This window comes from Leuconostoc sp. XM4 (assembly GCF_055698815.1).
This window is the reverse complement of record NZ_CP134507.1, coordinates 291209-309587: the sequence shown is the minus strand read 5'-3', so window position 1 is coordinate 309587 and position 18379 is coordinate 291209. Positions and strand designations below refer to the sequence as shown.

19 protein-coding genes and 1 tRNA gene are annotated in these 18379 nt (G+C 38.4%); 2 read left to right on the top strand and 18 right to left on the bottom strand.

Annotation, left to right across the window (positions count from 1 at the left end; all coding sequences use genetic code 11):
* Positions 1–480 carry a hypothetical protein gene (locus RHP64_RS01760; RefSeq protein ID WP_061514759.1) on the top strand — a complete coding sequence of 160 codons (480 nt, stop codon included), beginning with the start codon at positions 1–3 and terminating at the stop codon, positions 478–480.
* Positions 481–518: 38 nt separating this feature from the next.
* On the opposite strand, the gene RHP64_RS01755 is transcribed toward RHP64_RS01760, so the two are convergent.
* Together RHP64_RS01755 and RHP64_RS01750 are read right to left on the bottom strand one after the other, a co-directional pair.
* Positions 519–2234, bottom strand: coding sequence for an ABC transporter permease/substrate binding protein (locus RHP64_RS01755; protein WP_374708826.1), 1716 nt, complete (start codon positions 2232–2234; stop codon positions 519–521).
* Positions 2227–3420, bottom strand: coding sequence for a quaternary amine ABC transporter ATP-binding protein (locus tag RHP64_RS01750; RefSeq protein ID WP_011679223.1), 1194 nt, complete (start codon positions 3418–3420; stop codon positions 2227–2229). Before RHP64_RS01750 ends, RHP64_RS01755 begins: the two co-directional genes overlap by 8 nt.
* Before the next feature lie 215 nt (positions 3421–3635).
* Here RHP64_RS01750 and RHP64_RS01745 point away from each other — a divergent pair, with 215 nt between their 5' ends.
* Complete coding sequence (locus tag RHP64_RS01745) at positions 3636–4250, top strand: GntR family transcriptional regulator (protein WP_011679222.1); 615 nt, start codon at positions 3636–3638, stop codon at positions 4248–4250.
* Between the two features lie 119 nt (positions 4251–4369).
* On the opposite strand, the gene RHP64_RS01740 is transcribed toward RHP64_RS01745, so the two are convergent.
* The 16 genes from RHP64_RS01740 to RHP64_RS01665 all read right to left on the bottom strand — a co-directional run bounded on the left by RHP64_RS01740 (position 4370) and on the right by RHP64_RS01665 (position 18363).
* Positions 4370–5722 (bottom strand): glucose-6-phosphate isomerase, encoded by a 1353-nt coding sequence (locus RHP64_RS01740; RefSeq protein WP_011679221.1) that lies wholly within the window; start codon positions 5720–5722, stop codon positions 4370–4372.
* Positions 5723–5770: 48 nt separating this feature from the next.
* A complete protein-coding gene (nagB, locus tag RHP64_RS01735) occupies positions 5771–6472 on the bottom strand; it encodes a glucosamine-6-phosphate deaminase (RefSeq protein WP_014324272.1) in 702 nt (233 codons plus the stop codon).
* Positions 6473–6606: 134 nt separating this feature from the next.
* Positions 6607–7941, bottom strand: a complete 1335-nt coding sequence (locus RHP64_RS01730; RefSeq protein WP_025267747.1) for a D-alanyl-D-alanine carboxypeptidase family protein — start codon at positions 7939–7941, stop codon at positions 6607–6609.
* 7 nt (positions 7942–7948) lie between these two features.
* Positions 7949–9034 (bottom strand): sensor histidine kinase, encoded by a 1086-nt coding sequence (locus RHP64_RS01725; protein ID WP_011679219.1) that lies wholly within the window; start codon positions 9032–9034, stop codon positions 7949–7951.
* The gene (locus RHP64_RS01720) at positions 9031–9723 is read right to left on the bottom strand and encodes a response regulator transcription factor (protein WP_004164761.1); all 693 of its coding nucleotides are present in this window, start codon (positions 9721–9723) and stop codon (positions 9031–9033) included. The genes RHP64_RS01725 and RHP64_RS01720 overlap by 4 nt, the downstream gene beginning before the upstream one ends.
* Positions 9724–9759: 36 nt before the next feature.
* Positions 9760–10458: a DUF1129 domain-containing protein gene (locus tag RHP64_RS01715; RefSeq protein ID WP_004164763.1), complete on the bottom strand. Its 699-nt coding sequence runs from the start codon at positions 10456–10458 to the stop codon at positions 9760–9762.
* Between the two features lie 44 nt (positions 10459–10502).
* Positions 10503–11603 carry a redox-regulated ATPase YchF gene (ychF, locus tag RHP64_RS01710; RefSeq protein ID WP_011679218.1) on the bottom strand — a complete coding sequence of 367 codons (1101 nt, stop codon included), beginning with the start codon at positions 11601–11603 and terminating at the stop codon, positions 10503–10505.
* Position 11604: 1 nt separating this feature from the next.
* Positions 11605–11814 (bottom strand): DUF951 domain-containing protein, encoded by a 210-nt coding sequence (locus RHP64_RS01705; RefSeq protein WP_011679217.1) that lies wholly within the window; start codon positions 11812–11814, stop codon positions 11605–11607.
* Positions 11814–12713 carry a ParB/RepB/Spo0J family partition protein gene (locus RHP64_RS01700; RefSeq protein WP_025267746.1) on the bottom strand — a complete coding sequence of 300 codons (900 nt, stop codon included), beginning with the start codon at positions 12711–12713 and terminating at the stop codon, positions 11814–11816. Before RHP64_RS01700 ends, RHP64_RS01705 begins: the two co-directional genes overlap by 1 nt.
* A complete protein-coding gene (locus RHP64_RS01695; RefSeq protein WP_004164768.1) occupies positions 12703–13464 on the bottom strand; it encodes a ParA family protein in 762 nt (253 codons plus the stop codon). The genes RHP64_RS01700 and RHP64_RS01695 overlap by 11 nt, the downstream gene beginning before the upstream one ends.
* Positions 13465–13482: 18 nt before the next feature.
* Positions 13483–14202, bottom strand: a complete 720-nt coding sequence (rsmG, locus tag RHP64_RS01690; protein WP_011679216.1) for a 16S rRNA (guanine(527)-N(7))-methyltransferase RsmG — start codon at positions 14200–14202, stop codon at positions 13483–13485.
* Between the two features lie 76 nt (positions 14203–14278).
* The gene (gene rihC / locus RHP64_RS01685) at positions 14279–15226 is read right to left on the bottom strand and encodes a ribonucleoside hydrolase RihC (RefSeq protein WP_014324267.1); all 948 of its coding nucleotides are present in this window, start codon (positions 15224–15226) and stop codon (positions 14279–14281) included.
* Between the two features lie 291 nt (positions 15227–15517).
* Positions 15518–17152, bottom strand: coding sequence for a peptide ABC transporter substrate-binding protein (locus RHP64_RS01680; protein WP_025267745.1), 1635 nt, complete (start codon positions 17150–17152; stop codon positions 15518–15520).
* 182 nt (positions 17153–17334) lie between these two features.
* Positions 17335–17418 (bottom strand) — tRNA-Leu (locus RHP64_RS01675).
* A gap of 48 nt (positions 17419–17466) precedes the next feature.
* Entirely contained in the window at positions 17467–17811 is a 345-nt protein-coding gene (locus RHP64_RS01670; RefSeq protein WP_025267744.1) for an ArsR/SmtB family transcription factor, read from the bottom strand.
* An 84-nt stretch (positions 17812–17895) separates the two neighbouring features.
* Entirely contained in the window at positions 17896–18363 is a 468-nt protein-coding gene (locus RHP64_RS01665; RefSeq protein ID WP_010290864.1) for a universal stress protein, read from the bottom strand.
* Positions 18364–18379: the final 16 nt, after the last annotated feature.

The following is an 18379-nucleotide window of genomic DNA, read 5'->3' as shown; positions in this document are numbered from 1 at the left end:
TTGAACAATACACCATACTTTTTAACAAATCCCAAATGGTACAAATATGAAGAACGTCAGACTAGCACTGGCATTCCCTTTCAACGTTTTGAATTAACGAAACACGCAACACCAGAAGCAATAGCTAGTTTTAAACAAACAATGATTGCCATTGGACCTGACTCTTCTATTGATCCTAACAATTTAAATCGATTTCAACAAGCTTTGGGATATGCAGAACGTCAACATTTGTTTGTCGAAAAAAACGGACTAAGCGAAGAATCATGGCAACGAGAACATGAACTTATGACGTATGCGATTCGCAGTTATCAATTACTGAGTGATGATTTAGTAGCACCCAATACATTGATTTTTAAACCACGTACTGCTTTCCTATACAAACGGTTTCTAAAAGAACATCCTACACGTATTGATGACGGAGACTTGTGCCATTTTATCGTTGAACAAGATAAGAGGATGACAATCCAGAATAACAAATAAAATAACGCTAGGCTGATTTTCAGCTTAGCGTTATTTTTTTATTTATACCAACTATCAACTAACTTTTGATGTGACTTAATCCATTTAGCAGCAGCCTGCTTTGGTGTTTGACCATTTTGAATATCGAGCATGACTGATTCCATGTCATCTTTCGTCCAATTAAATTTATCAGCAACCTTATAGGCCTTGGGGTTAGAAGTTTTAAACTTCTTATTCACAATCGTATTAATGGTTTCTCCAGATCCAAACACGTTTTTTGGATCAGACAAGAACTTCAAGTGGTACTTACTAAACATCCAGTGTGGTGACCAACCGGTCACCACAACATCTTGCTTATTTTTGTAAGCTTTATCCAATGCTGATACCATAGCACCAGAAGATGAGGATGATAAGTTCCAACCCGATAAGTTTGAATACGACTTCAAAGCATTAGCAGCTGTGGCCATTTCACCGGCCCCCGGCTCAATACCTGTGATTGTCTTATTTGCTTGGGTTGTTAAATCACTAATGGAATTTACATCCATATAATCAGGAACAACTAAACCAGTTTTAACACCTTTCAAGTTAGGGCCAAGCAATGTTACATCATTTTTGTACTTACCATACAAAGCTTTGTGTGTATCTGGCAACCATGCTGAAACTGAAATATCAATTTGATTATTAGATAGCGACTGCCACAAAACAGCATTATCTAATGGCGTTAACGTGACATCGTATCCATGTTGACGTAATGATTCAGCCAGCACATTCGAAGAGGCAACTTCTGAATCCCACTCAACATAGCCAATAGTAACTTTTTGACCTGTTGTTTTATCGGAAGTCAAAGTGTTGACAACACCTCCACCAATCATAACCAACAAAGCCGCAAGTACTGTCCAACGACGCCATGGCTTTGTCACCGCTTTTTGTCCCGGTTGGGTGTTAAACTTTTGTGTAAAACGATCAATAACAATAGCTAAGATCACCAATCCAAGCCCGTTAACAAATCCAGAACCAACATCAGCGTGTTGAACCGCAGACAAGACGCCACGCCCAAGACCTGGTGCACCAATCATAGAAGCTGTGACAACCATCGACAATGCCAACATGATTGTTTGGTTAGCGCCTGCTAAAATAGTATTTTTTGCACTAGGAAGTTCTAATTTAAACAACTTTTGCCAAGTAGTTGATCCAAATGAATCAGCTGCTTCAACTAAATCAACTGGAACTTGACGAATACCTAAACTAGTCATACGAACCATCGGCGGTAGGGCAAAGATTATCGAAGCAAACACACCAGGAACCACACCGATTCCAAAGAAGGCAACAGCAGGAATTAAATAAACAAATCCTGGCATAGTCTGCATAAAGTCTAAGATTGGTTGAACAACTACCGCAGTCTTTTGTGACTTTGCTGTTAAAATTCCAAGGGGTATACCAATAATCAACGAAACAATAGACGCCATGATTACCAATGTAACGGTATTCATTAAGTCAGACCAAAGTCCTTGATTGGCAATTAACAAAAGTCCCAAAAGTGTGAATAACGGAAAGCCAATCTTTTTCGGTGTCGTAACAATGGCAATTACTGTGATACCAATAATCATTAGTGGCATGGGTACAGCAGTTAAACCATTTGTTAAAGCATCCATTATGTATTGACCGCCAGATTGAATGGCATCAAAAAATCCGGATAAATTAGTAGTTAACCATGAAACCGCTGAACTGACCCAATCTTCAAGTGGAATTTTTGGAATACTTACTAAATTATTCATTGTCATCTTCCCCTTCTGTATCAGCAAGCGCCTTCAATACCGCGCCACGAATAACAACACCCTTCAAACGGTTATCATCATCTACAACAGCCACAGGTGTCTGAGCATCGTAAATAATAGGCATAATATCCATGATAAGCGTGTCAGGTTTAATCTTTGGCATTTCTGTTAGAACATCTGCAAGTGGCAACTTTTCACGACGTGCGCGAACCGCCTCTTCTGATGACAAATAGCCTTCAAGTTGACGGTGACGATTGACTGCAACAAGGCCTGAAACTTCTTCTGCTGTCATTTTTCTCAAAGCAACAGTTGGCCCATCAACATAAATGTTCGATGTTAAAGCTGGGATCATAATACTATCAGCCGTCAATACCTTAGAACGATCAACATCACCCACGAATGTTTTCACATAATCATTGGCTGGGTTCGTAAGAATCTCTTCTCCAGTACCAATTTGTTGTAAACGACCATCTTTCATAATGGCAATATGGTCACCAATACGAAGCGCTTCGTTCAAATCATGAGTAATAAAGATTATTGTTTTTTCAACGTTAGCTTGTAAATCTAGCAACTCATCCTGCATTTCACCACGTACTAATGGATCTAATGCTGAAAAAGCTTCATCCATCAATAATATATCAGGATCATTGGTTAGTGCACGAGCCAGACCAACTCGTTGTTGCATACCACCAGATAATTGGTGTGGATATTGGTCCTTAAACGATAGCAATTTGGCATTTTCTAAGGCTTGTTCTGCTCGTTTACGGCGTTCTTCTTTGCCTACACCTTGAATTTCTAAACCATACTCTGTATTTTCTAACAAAGTACGGTGTGGAAATAGAGCAAAGTTCTGGAAAACCATACTCATTTTTTTACGACGAATTTCTATCATCTGTTTTTTATTCAATTTAGTAATTTCTTGACCGTCAATAAACAATTGACCCGCAGTTGGTTCAATCAGACGGTTTAGCAAGCGAATTAAAGTTGATTTTCCTGAACCAGAAAGACCCATGATGACAAAAATCTCGCCTTCTTCAATGGACATGTTGATATCATAGACACCAACCGTGCTCCCTGTCTTCTCAACGATCTCGTTCTTACTTTTGTTTTGCTTCACCATTTTCATCGCAGCTTTTGGACGCTTACCGAATATTTTGGTGAGATGCTTAATTTCTACTTTTGGCATGTTCTAAAGTGGTGGTGCCGCGTAATATAAAAATACTACATCATGCACATCATTTCTAATGACACCACACACATCTCCTCCTTGCTTCTTTTCGAATTTCCGTATAAAATATAGTGACAACCTATACTTTATAACAAGTTGTCTCTTTAATTGACAACTTCAATTTTTACATAGATTGTCACTTGTGTCAAATTTTGAACTTGCAGGATATAAAAATGTCAAAAATCAGAGAACCGCGTTACCGAAAAATAGCCTTTCAAATAGCTGAAAAAATCGTTAATAATGAGTACAAGGTTGGTTCCAAGCTTCACGCTAGGTCAACCTTGTCAGTAACATTTGGTGTTTCAGCCGAAACTGCCCGAAAGGCTATTAATATTTTATCGGACCTCGATATTGTTAAACCAATACACGGTAGTGGTATTGAAGTATTATCACGTGAAAGAGCAAAATATTTTTTAAATCAGGCCCAAGAAACTACTAATATTCAAACAATTCATGATCAGATTAACGATTTAATTGAGACCCAAAGAACGTCTTTAAATAGTCTTTCTGACTCCCTAACGGCTTTATTTGACCAAACGCAACGTGTACAGCGTCATAACCCACTAACGCCTTATGAATTTAGCTTATCAGATTCTTCTAAGCAACTTGGCGAATCAATTGGCAATCTGAATATATGGCAAAATACTGGCGCGACAATAATCGCTATTTTACATAATGAAGAACTTGTAGTATCGCCTGGACCTTATGCTGTCATTGAAAGTGGTGACACGCTTTATTTTGTTGGCACCGAAATGGCCTTTCATGCTGTCCAAAATTTTTTTCAATAACTAATCAATTTTTCATCATATTATCATGGCCTACTAGGCCTTTTTTATTTTCTCATATAAAAAACTCTTACCTTAAACTTAAGATAAGAGCATACTGTTATAAAATATGATTAATTAACTTATTTTCCTAGACGAGCCCGGTAAACCTTCGTTTGTTCTTCATAACCAGGCTTACCCAATAAGGCAAACATTGCTGTTTTGTAAGCTTCAACACCTGGTTGGTTGAAGGGGTTAATACCGAATGTGTATCCTGATGCACCAACAGCGATTTCAAAGAAGTAAATCAAATATCCTAATGAATAGGCATCCTGTGCTGGCAAGTGGACAGCCAAGTTTGGTACCCCGCCATCAACGTGAGCCAATGTAACACCTTGCGAAGCTTTTGTGTTTACTTCATCAATTGTAACGCCCTCAAGGTATTGCAACCCGTCATTATTGCCATCTTCATGAGGAAGATCAATATTTGAAACTGGATTATCTAGTTTAACAACTGTTTCAAATAAATCACGACGTCCTTCTTGAATATATTGGCCCAAAGAATGCAAATCTGTTGAGAAGTTTGCAGATGATGGATAAATGCCCTTTTGATTCTTACCTTCTGACTCGCCCATCAACTGTTTCCACCACTCAGACAAGTATTGCATCGTTGGTTCCCAGTTGATCAATAGTTCAGTTGTATAACCCTTGTCGTACAATATACGACGAACAGCAGCATATTTGTAAGCTTCGTTATTTTTTATATCTGAATCAGAATACTCTTCTTGAGCATCTCTAGCACCTGTCATCAAGGCTTCAATGTCAGCGCCGGAAGCAGCAATTGGTAGAAGACCGACCGCCGTTAAGACAGAAAAGCGACCACCAACCCCATCAGGAATTGTAAATGTCTCGTATCCTGAAATTTTTGCTTCATCATGTAATGCACCGCGGTTCGCGTCAGTTGTAGCATAAATACGTTGCTTAGCGGCCTCAGCACCGTACTTCTTTTCCAATAATTGTTTGAACACGCGGAAAGCAATTGATGGTTCTGTTGTTGTCCCAGACTTTGAAATAACATTAACTGAAAAGTCTTGATCACCAATTACTCGTACCAAATCGTTGATATACGAAGCAGATGTTGAATTACCAGCAAAATAAATTTTAACACCTTGACGTTGATTGTCAGCCAATTCATTATTAAACATTGGATTCAAGAAATCAACAGCCATTTTTGCGCCAAGATATGAGCCACCAATACCAATAACAACCAAGACTTTCGAATCAGATTGGATCTTCTGAGCAGCAGTTTGAATGCGGGCAAATTCGTCTTTATCATAATCTGTTGGTAAGGTAATCCAATCAGAATATTCTGCCCCAGCACCGCTTCGATTACGAAGCTGCTCGTCCGCCATTTTGATTAGCGGTTGCATTTCATCAAGTTCATGATCTGCAACAAAATTCTCAATGTTCTTTGTGTCAAATGTAATGTGTGCCATTTTTTTACTCCTATTAAAAATTATGAAATCGGTTACAAGTTTATTCTATCACAACTTTGATGCTGCTGCCTCATCAATAATGATCGTAACGTCTGAATGTTTTTGAAGAATAGATGCTGGTACATCTTCGGTTATTGGACCATTGATAGTAGCTGCCACTGCTTCTGCTTTGCTTTCTCCAGTGGCTATCAGCAAAATTTTCTTTGCAGACATTACTGAAGCAATTCCCATAGAAATTGCTTGCGTGGGCACATCCGACTCCTTCTCAAAGAAACGAGCGTTGGCGGCAACTGTAGATTGTGTAAGATTCACAATATGAGTAGTTGAATCAAACGATGTTCCTGGTTCATTAAAACCAATGTGTCCATTGCGTCCAATGCCCAATAATTGTAAATCGATTGGATGCTCAGCAATAATTCTGTCATAAGCTTTAATTGCTGCTTCATGATCCTCAGACTTACCGTCTGGAACATAGGAATGTTTAAATGGTTTATATTGAAATAAGTGTTTAGTCATAAAATAACGATAGCTCTGCTCGTCTTCGCCATCCAAGCCAAGATATTCATCCAAGTTTATCGACACTAATTCAGAAAAATTGATTTGGCTAGTTGCCAATTTTTGATATAAGGGTATTGGTGTTGATCCAGTTGCCAAACCCAGTACCTTCGCACCATGTTGCACAGCATTTTGATAAATTTCGAGTGCTTTTTCTGCACTTTGTTCAACATCTTTTACTCTAATAATGTTCATAATCCAACCTCTTTCAAATTGGTCTATACCGTTTTGGTCTATACCAATATAATAACACCTTTCTAGTCTTGTAGCAAGTTTTTCGAGAAGTATTTGATGACATAAAAAAAGACCAATTATGGTCAATTTAACAATTATTTTGTTCTATCACGCCAAAATTTAACAAACCAATTAACTGGTTTTGATGAGGAAGTTGATTTTAATGAAATCTTTTTTTCTGTTTTTTGAGCATAAGGCAGATATTGAGCATTCAACGCTGCTGTTGTATAGCCCACGGTTTGGTTCTTTTTTATATTGGCTAACTTTGAGTCAAAAGTAGGTTGTGTAAATGCCAATTTTACACCCTTGTTTGTCCAATAATGCCTTGTTTGTGCAGCCTTAACAATTATATGTTCTTGCTTCGTATTTGGAAACGTCAACGTTTTTAAATGGCCAACTGTTTGATTTTCTTTAATATAGTTTGGCTGTTTTTGTGCTAATACCTGATCAACAATACGCAGAGATTCTTGATAACGCTTTGTTTCATCCATGTAATTAGCAATACCATTGACTACAGTTATGAATTCGTGACCGTTTTTGTCTTTAATTAAACCAGTGAATCCAGCACCAGATTCAGGCGAAGATCCCGTCTTAAGCCCCTCTATGGTTAACTGGTTGGGATTACTAAGGTTTGGCATTGTTTCAGTCATTAATTGCCAATAATCAGTTTTATCTGTCACAACAAAGTTAGGCGTCATATGATAAGAAATCGTTAATTTTTTTGATAATTGACGCAGGGAAGGATCCAATTCTAAGATAGCTCGTGCAATCATAGCTAGTTGCTGATTACTGGCTTTATTAGAAGCTGTTTTAGGGGCCGAAGAGATTTCATTTTCAAAAGCATTCTCATTAACTTGTCCAGCAGAATTGTACCATTGTGAACCGCTCAAATGAAGTTCTTTAGCCCATGATTCTAGTGCCTGTTGTGTTGTTTCCCCTTTAGGAGTCACAAACTCACCCAATGCAAAAGCCGCATCGTTAGCAGAATTAGCAAACATGACATCGTAAAGTTCACGAACTGATACTTTGTCTCCAGCTTTGATCGCGATATGAGAAAACAAATGGCTGTCTTCTTTCGATAAATCTGCCTTACTAGTAATTGGGACCATCGTAGACCATTTTATTTTTCCTGACTTAATACTTTTAAGCACGCCATACGCTGTCAACATTTTACTTTGCGAAGCAATGGCTACCTGTTTTGAAGAATTTTTTTGGCCCAAAATTTGCCCCGTAGTCAAATCAACCACTAAAGCAGAGGTTGCACTGGTGTTTAATTGAACCGGCTGATCATCGACTGTTGCCACCTTGGTTGTTGATTGCGTTGATTGCTCATGACGAGGAACCATAAAAAATATAGCCAATAATACAACCACTAATGCAGTAATAATAAACCATATTCTTTTCACTTGATGCTTTTTATTTTGTAACATATTCCCCTCATGTCTGCTTCAACGGTAATGTAATAATGAATGAAGTCATATCATCATCAGACTCAACAGCTACACTACCATGATGCTGTACAACAATCCCCTTCACGATGGCAAGTCCCAATCCTGTGCCACCTGTTTTACTATTTCTCGAACTTTCAACACGATAAAATCGATCAAAAATATCCCCGATTGCCTCATCTGGTATCTTGACACCATCATTCGTTACACGAATAACAACATTTTTATCATCAATTTGTGCCGTAAGTTTTATGAAAGTAGCTCCATCACCGTATTTAAACGCATTAGAAACCAAATTCATTAAGACGCGTGCCAATTTATCAGAGTCAGCCTCAATAACAATCATCTCAGGATTTGTTAATTGATTCAATGCAATATTCTTCTCTTGTGCTTCTAATTCATAACCAGCAAGTAATTGGCCAAACAAATCATTTAGACTGAGTGACGTAATATTTAAGGCGGCGTCTTGTGCCTGTGTCTGTGAGTACTCAAACAAATCCTCAACTAGAACCTTCATTTGATTAGACTTACTATACGCTGTGTGAATATACTTTTTTCGATCCTTTTCACTCAATGCTTGTCCCATTTCAACCAAGCCAAGATAACCGATAATAGCGGTTAGTGGTGTTCGCAAGTCATGAGATATATTGGTAATCATCTCATCCTTAGAACGTTCACTCTGACGTTCTTCTTCTCTAATACGACGAGTGTTTTCAGCAATTGTATTAGATACATCAATCAGCGCTTGAGTTGTTGGCGCATAAGGAGCACGCCACGAAATTGTCATGTCAGAATTTTCACGTGCGACCTGACGCATCTCTCTAATCAAACGATACAAACTTTCATCACGGCGCCACTTCAAGTACTGCCAAAACACAATACCAATATTTCCTGAAACAAAAGTCACAAACTCTAAAACATTCCAAATATTAAACGATATAAAGGAAAATCGGTGTCTTAGTGCATCAAAGCCAGTCATGATTGTCCAACTAAAAAGAAGTAGTAACAATATCGTCACTACCAAATAATATATTTTAGTACGATTGTGCTTTAATATCAATGCTACTTTTGTCATTGATTCACTTCAATTTTGTAACCAACGCCCCAAACTGTTTGAATAACTTGATCGCCATTTGTGGCTTCTTCAATTTTATCTCGCAAATGTGAAACGTGCACCATAACGGTTTTTGCAGAAACAACAGATTCTTGTTGCCAGACACGCTCGAAAATATCATCTGCCGAGAAAACACGATTAGGATGCGATGCTAATAAATACAAAATACCAAACTCTAAAGCCGTTAAGTTGACCAAATCACCTGTAGAAGTCTTGACTTCGTGACTGTCTTTATTAATTATTAGCGAGCCAATGTCCAAGACATCTGGTGTCTGATCTTGAACAGCATTCTCCGCGCGTCGCAATAATGAACGAACACGAGCCATGACCTCAAGCGGATTAAATGGCTTGGTAACGTAGTCATCCGCACCTGTAATTAGTCCCTGAATTTTGTCCATATCACCAGATTTTGCTGACAACATTAAAATAGGAATGCGACTATCCTTACGAACAGTTTTTACAACATCTAAACCGTTCATGTTTGGCATCATAACATCCAAAATCATTAAAGCAATGTCTGGATTTGTATTCAACTTAGAAAGTGCTTCTTTACCATCGTCAGCCATAATTGGCTCATAGCCTTCATTTTTTAGGTAAATTTCAAGTAATTCTGCAATTTCGATGTCATCATCAACTACTAAAATTTTCATTTATATTATCCTCTTAAATGTCTGCAACAATAGTAACTATTTTTTAGATGCTTCTAAACGTGCTTGCTGTGATAATTGACTGATTGCGAAGAACCCACCTGTTAAACCGTATTTCTTACGGTTCCAACGGAAGACACCAAATGCTGCGGCACCAAGAATAATATATACAACTGGTGGTAAGGTTGGATTAATTACCTGTGGTAACATACCTAATATCAAAAATCCTCCAAGCCAAGCCACAACAGCCATTAACAGGTAAACCCATCGACGACTCGTTGGTTCTTGTTTGTCTTTTGCTTTAGGATTTGGTGTTAACTTTAAGACTACACCTGTATAGATTGAGCCACCCAATGCTGCGATAAGAAGCAAGGAAACGATTCCCGCACCTTGGTTACTAGCATTTTTGGAAAAGAACAATGTCAAACCAAATACCACAGCAAATAACATGAAGATGGCTAAAGATGTATCGAGTGCCAAAGTACTAAATTTATAATCAAAAAGTTTCTTGGCCGTTCGCTTAGGATCAAGATACTGCTGAACAGCCATTGTTGGCGTACCATAAATTTGCGCTGCTGTCTGCCCTTTCCCTTGGGTTTCAAGAAGATTATTTTCAACCTCAGTCACAATACCTTCAATTTGTTCACCAGTCAATTTACTGTTTTGAGCTAACAGCTTTTTAAATTGAAAGATAAAATCCTGATTTTTTTTCGTCAATTCTCTTTTTTGTTCTGACATAAAATGTCTCCCTAAAATATTATGTACAGCGCGATCAGCGCCATTTACACGTTGAAACGGAATTCAATAATATCGCCGTCCTGTACAACGTATTCCTTACCTTCTGAACGTAATTTTCCGGCTTCTTTGACTGCTTTAACAGACCCTAACTCATCAAGATCCGAGAATGCAATTGTTTCTGCACGGATAAATCCTCTTTCAAAGTCAGAGTGTATCACACCAGCAGCTTGGGGTGCCTTTGATCCCGCAGTGAATGTCCATGCTCGAGTTTCTTTACCACCTGCAGTGAAAAACGTTCGTAAGTCTAATAAGTGATAGGCTGCTCGAATTAACTTATTTAAACCAGCTTCCTCTACTCCAGCCATTTCTAAGAATTCAGCTTTTTCTTCTTCTGGCAATTGAGCAATTTCTTCTTCTGCGCTAGCAGACAAGCCAATTACGTCAGCTCCTTCAGTGGCAGCAAACTCTTTAATTTGATTGAAATACTTTGATCCCATTGGATCTGCCATATCATCTTCAGCCAAATTGGCAACGTATAAAATAGGTTTTGTTGTCAATAAGAACAAACCTTTAACTATTTTTTGCTCTTCTTCAGTAAATGTAATGGTGCGAGCAGACTTGCCCGCTTCAAGAACTGGTTTGATTTTTTCTAGTACAACAAACTCAGCTTTGGCATTTTTATCATTCCCTTTTGCCGCACGTGCAACTTTAGAATAACGCTTGTCAACAGCTTCTAAGTCAGCCAAAATTAATTCAGTATTGATTGTTTCAATGTCATCTAACGGGTCAACTACCCCATTCACGTGAATAATTTCATCCCCATCAAAAGCTCGTACAACATGCACAATAGCATTTACCTGACGAATGTTTTCTAAAAATTTATTCCCTAAACCTTCTCCCTGAGAAGCGCCTTTGACAATACCAGCAATATCGGTAAATTCAAACGTGGTTGGAATAATTTTATCAGCAGGTACAACTTCTTGGATACGCGCCAAGCGAGTATCTGGGACTTCTACCATGCCAACATTTGGTTCAATCGTAGCAAACGGATAGTTTGCCATTTCAGCACCAGCTTTAGTAATTGCATTAAATAGTGTTGATTTGCCGACGTTTGGTAAGCCGACGATTCCAGCAGTTAGTGCCATTTTATTCTTCTTTCTGATTTGCTACTTGTAAAATCTTTTTTATTCGTTTGTTAAAATCAAAACGCGACATCATAATGCCTCTACCGCAATTCGTACATGACAGCTTAATATCAGCACCAACACGTGTAATTTCCCAAGAATTGGCGCCACAAGCGTGCGGCTTTTTCATCTCAACGATATCATGAAGTTTATAGTCCGGTGCTATTGCCATTAGTCCACCTCAATATCTAACAATGCCAAAATGCGACTTAAGTCCTCATTGGAAACATAATTAATTTCAATTTTACCATTTCCCTTACGGCCCGCGTTGACTTTGACCTTGGTCCCAAACTTTTCTTCTAATTGGTTAGACAAAGAAACAGCAAAGGGTGAAATTTCTTTCGTATTGGGTTCGGGTACACCATCATTCATTTGCCTGACCAAGTTTTCCACTTGACGAACATTCAATCCACGGAAAACAACTGTTTCTGCTACTTTTTCGATTTGCGGCTTCTTTTTTAATCCTAGTAATGCTCGCGCCTGTCCCATTGATAACTCACCATCTTGAATCAGTACTTGTACTGATTCCGGCAATTTCAATAGGCGCAGTAAGTTAGCAACGGTAGCGCGATCTTTACCAACTTTTTCAGCTACTTCTGCCTGTGTCATTTGCAAGCGTGTCATAAGTGCGTCAAAAGCTTGTGCTTCTTCGATAGCGTCCAAATCATCACGTTGTAAATTTTCGATCAACGCCAGTGCTGCCATCGTGTCATCATCGACATGGCGTACAATAGCTGAAATTGATTTCAAACCAGATAATTTTGAAGCACGAACACGACGTTCACCAGCAATGATTTCAAATTTTTGACCAATTTGACGTACAATAATTGGTGTCAAAACACCATTTTCTGTAATAGATGCTGATAATTCCTTTAGCTTGCTTTCATCAAAATGATGCCGCGGTTGAAACGGATTAGGTTGGATATCTTTCAATGGTAACTTAACGACTTGTTCCGTTGCTTCTTGTTCTTTTGTAACCACCTTTGTATGTTCAACGGCTTCTTTTGACACATTATTTGCGCCAAAAAGTGAATTCATGCCTTTGCCAAGCCCGCCTTTTTTACTTACCATATTGTTTCAAAACCTCCTGTGCGAGATTGTTGTACATTTGTGCACCCACGCTCCGTGGATCAAAATCAATAATCGCTTGTCCATAAGATGGCGCTTCACTCAGGCGTACCGAACGTGGGATGATTGTATCATAAACCTTATCATCAAAATAACTACGCACTTCTTGGGCCACTTGCTTGGCGAGGTTCGTTCGTCCATCATACATTGTTAACAAAATACCAGCAACATCAAGATCTGGGTTAAACTGCTGCCGAACAAGTTCAATCGTATTTAGTAGTTGTCCTAGACCTTCTAAAGCATAAAATTCGGTCTGTACCGGGATAAGAATGGCATCAGCAGCTGTAAATGCATTGACCGTCATTAGTCCTAAAGCTGGTGGATTATCAATTAAAATGAAGTCATAATCATCACGCACTGTTTCAAGTGCCGTTTTTAGACGATACTCACGTTGCGGTTGCTTAGCGAGTTCAATCTCAGCACCGGACAATTGAATGGTAGCTGGGACTAGGTCATAATTATCAGTCGCTACGATTACTTCGTGAAGTGGCGTTTGTTCAACGATTACATCATAACTATCGTGCTCTAACAAAGATTTATCAACACCTGACCCACTTGTAGCATTCCCTTGTGCATCAATATCAACCAGTAACACACGTTGTCCAGCTTGTGCCAATGCTGCGCCCAAGTTGATACTGGTTGTTGTTTTACCCACACCACCTTTTTGATTAGCTAATACAATTATTTGCGCCATTTTAGGTGCCTCCTTTATTTATGAGATTGGCTTTTTGCTTGGTGTTCCAGCTTGCCTAGGGTATTTTTTAGGTGTTTTTGTTTTTTTATCTACTATCTGTATATAACGCTGATCACCATTTGGTAGTGTAAATACAAACTCTTCGTTAACCTGACCGCCAAGCATAGCTAATGCTTTTTGACCATCGAGGAGCTCTTGATGGGCAGCTGATCCCTTCATGACTAAGAATCTGCCACCAATCTTAACAAAAGGTAATGTATACTCAGCCAAAACACTAGTACGGGCAACTGCTCGAGCCGTTGCATAATCGAAATTTTCCCGGTACTTTGGATTTTGTCCTATATCTTCTGCACGCCCGTGAACGATTTCTACGCCGGTTAAGTCGAGCGTATCAACCACTTCTTGCAAAAAATTAACTCGTTTTTTTAACGCATCAACCATTGTAATTTTTAAGTCTGGAAAGGCTATTTTCAAGGGTAATGACGGAAAACCTGCGCCTGTGCCAATATCAATTAAAGTGCTTTCAGAGCTTTTTAACTTTTGTTCATACATTGCTACAGTTAAAGAATCATAAAAATGTTTTAAGTACACGTCTTTTTTTTCAGTAATAGCCGTTAAGTTAACGTGTTCATTAGTTGCGACCAGCAACTCGTAATAACGTTCAAATTGCCGAACCTGCTGTGTTGTTAAAGTTATACCAGCACTACTTAATGCTTCGATGAAGTCTTCGTTTGTCAATATTCTGCTCCGATTTCAGTTAATTCAGCACGAAAAAGCGCCAGTTTCAGCTAATACCAGAATACCTAAAAAACGCTTAATTTTCAAGCCTTCCAGCATTAATATTTCCATCAGAAATACCAGAAATTTGTAGTAAATACCAAGCATTGAATGCAGGTACATCGATATCCTTAGCAACATGAACATTCGTTTGGCTATGCGTACTATGAAGAATGTCAGCTACCGTGGCACCAATCGCAGGTCCATCTGTCACGACATCAACCCATAAATCTTCTAATTTGTATTTTTCAGGGTGCAGTAAGTAATAAAGTGTATTGACATCGTGCATTGGTTTACCACCAGCATTAGAACCATCTTGATAGTGTCCAAACAGTCCCATCAGCATTTTTCCGGTCTCATTCATCTGAAGTAATTCAGACATAGATTTTTTGGTTAACAACGCTTTTTCAGTAACATCAAGCCCAATCATTGTGATATCCAAATCACTTTCAAAAACAATTTTCGCTGCGTCCGGATCTGTAAATACGTTAAACTCTGCCACCGATGTTAAATTCCCACCGGTAAGCGAACCACCCATTACGATTAATCGCTCTATTTTTTGTAAATCTTGTGGATACTTTTGAATTAAGTTTGCGATATTAGTGAATGCACCAACGGCTACTAATGTCGTTTGATCATCATAGCTATTCAGCGTTTCATGAATAGCATCTACAGCTTTTTTACTTATAGTTCTGGTAGAAAGCTCGCCAAATTCATAACCTGGCATTCCGCTCTTCCCATGAATATTTGATGCATCCTTAAATGGTTTGACTAGTGGTTTCTCAGCACCACGGGCCACCTTAACGTCTGGTCGATTAAAATAGTGTGTTAATTTCAAAACATTGTTTGTTGTCTTATCAACCGAAACATTACCGGCAACAGACGTAATCAAACGTACTTCAAAGTCATCATTAGTTAACAAAATTGCGATTGCTGCTGCATCATCAATGCCGGGATCAGTATCAAAAATAAGTGGAATCGTCATTATTTTACCTCTATATATTATTCAATTAATTATACCAGAACAAAAGGTTTGACTTTTCTGCTTAGTAGATTTATTATATAAGCAATCTAGGAAAGGGGGTCATAACTTTTGAGTAATTCTAACGGAAAACGCTCAATCGTTTTGGCCGCTTAATAGGAAAAGCGGTCGATTCGATTGCAGCAACCACGAAGCAAGTTTGATTTAGATTCTGCTTCGTGGTTTTTTATTTTCTTTTTTACCATATTGCCTAATAAAAAAACACGCTTTCTAGCGTGCTTTTTTATCTAATCATTATTTACGAGCAGCTAACTTAAAGTCCAGTGGTACACCGACCGCATGATGATAGAAACCAGTAATGTTGGGGTTAACCAATTCTGGCTGTGCCTGATAATATAGTGGGTTCAAAATTGCTTCTTGATGAATAATCTTCTCAAGTCCCTTTTCATCAGCAGCTCGCTTTGTATCATTCGTCGCATCAGCTCCCTTAGCCTTATTCCATAAAGCATCGTAATCGGCATTAGAATTATGATTATAATTGTTTGCATTGCCAGTTGAAGCCAGATCCAGGAATGTTGTTGGTTCGGCATAATCAGCTCCCCATTGTGTCAGCATAACTTGGAAATTAGCGTCAGTTCCATCTTGCAAACGCTGCTTAAATGGTACAAATTTTTCGGTAACCTTTAGACCTGGCAAGTTTTTACTCCATTGTCCTTGAAGATAGTTGACTACATCTTTGGCATTTGCTACTCGGTCTGTATCAGCTTCAATTTCAAGCGTAATCGACTCTTCACCTAGTTCACTTAGTCCTTCTTTGAATAGTTTCTGTGCCTCTGATTTATTATACGTATAATCTTGCTTAGCATATGTGGCAAAATCCGTACCATTCACAGTACTTAAGCCTTTAGGTGTAAATGATGTTGCTGGTGTTGAAGTGCCCGATAGAACTTGGGAATTCAACTCAGAACGATTCGTAACCATATTCAGTGCTTGTCTAATTTTTTTGTTATTTAGAGCTTTAACATTTCCTGATTGATTGTATGCTAAGAATACCGTTGTGGCTTGTGGTGTTATTCGGTAGCCCTTATTTGTTTTATTGGCCTGTGACAATTGTGGCGTATTAACCAGTGCTGAATCTAACTTACCCGTCTTATACATTTGTACAGCCACTTCTGGCTTTTGAACAACTTGCAAATCAATTTCAGGTGTTTTAACATTTTTTGCATCCCAATAATACTTGTTTTTCACAAGTTTAAACTTGTTATTGGTTCCATTCCATCCTTTAAAAGTATACGGACCATTATATAATGTCTTGCTTGCGGTTGTGCCATATTTTTTGCCATATTTCTCAACAAAACTTTGCTTTTGTGGGAAAAATGTTGGAAATGTTAGCAAGCTCTTAAATTGTGGCATTGGCTTTTCTAGTGAAACAGTTAATGTATTCCCACTCGCTTTAATTCCGAGGTCCTTCTTATCAACTTTACCTGCCTGAATAGCATCAGCATTTTTAATACCGCTATACAAATAGGCATACTCCGAAGCCGTTTTTTGATCATTGGCACGTTGCCAAGCATACACAACATCTTTAGCAGTTAACTTGCTACCATCGGACCACTTAAGCCCATTACGCAGCTTGATTGTCCAGGTCTTACCGTCACTAGATGACTTAACTGACTTAGCTAATGCTGGTTGTGGCTTGCCATTTTTATCGGCTCGCATTAAGCCTTCACCAGCGTTACCAACAACTGTTATCGAATATTCATCAGTAATTGTCGCTGAATCTAACCCGTTTAGTGGTGTTGGTAATGAAAAGCGAAGTGTCTTATCATTGCTGTTCCCACTATTTCCCCACAATCCAGCAGCACGAGTGCCACCAACTACCGCTACAAGGGCTACTCCCACAAGTGTGAGTTTTTGCCAATTTTTCATTATATTTTCCTCGCTAAATTCTCATCATAAATTTACTCTATTTTTTTATTCTAGCACAATGAAAAACATTTGCACACAAAATGTATTACATTTACGATACAAAACATCATTTTTAAAAATAACAATCAAAAAAAGCACCACACAATAATTGTGTAATGCTTTATGTTTACTACTTTCGTTGATGCCGCCGGTGGGAGTCGAACCCACACGGTGTTGCCACCACTGGATTTTGAGTCCAGCGCGTCTGCCAATTCCGCCACAGCGGCGTTAAATATTAAACAACTATATTAGAATACCAGTAAAATATTTGTTCGTCAACCTTTTTTTGGCTTTTCTTTTTTGACTTGACGTGTTATATCACTAACATTCCCTGTGATGGTGTGGCTCACGTGTTTAAGCGCATTATCTAATAAAATTAAGATATGTGAATCACTTAACCCATACAATACTTCGCGGCCACGTTTTTCTGTTTCAACAAGTTGCGCCTCACGCAATAGTTTCAATTGGTGTGATACAGCAGATTGCTCCATACCTAAAGAATTAATAATCTCTGAAACACTGTAAGAACGCTCTCTAAGCAATTCTAAAATAATTAGACGTTGTTTATTGCCTAATAGTTTAAATATTTTTTCAAGTTCTATGATAGCTTCTTTTTTCATATTTTAATTATAACAGCCTCTATATCGTAATGTATTAAATAAAACAAAAAAAGCCGCTATCTAGCGACTTTTCATTAATGATGTTTAATTCTCTTTACGTGCAACCATTGAAGATACTTTTGCATGGCGAGCAATGTAAGCTGCTTGAGATCCTAATGATCCCCAGAAGCCTTCACGAGAATGCGCACCCACAATAATTAAATCAGCACCTACTTGTGGCGCAATTTTCTGGACTAATACTTCTCCAGCTTTAGAACCATCTTCGAAAACTGTTTCAACGTTCGTAGCCCCTTTTGACAACGCATATTCCTTGTAACGAACAAGGTTAGCTTCAAATTCAGCACGCTTTTCCTTGATAAAGTCAAGGTGTAGCGCTTCGATTGCTGATAGGTCCCCCATTTCAAGAATTGTTGCTATTGTCAATGTGGCACCATCTTCGCTAGCCTGATGAATCGCATTTGCCAAAGCAAAGTAACCTTGTTCTGATTCATCAACACCAACTAAGATGTTCTTAAATTGTGTTGGTTCGATGTTTAAGTTTAATTCACTCATTTTATCTCTCCTTTAG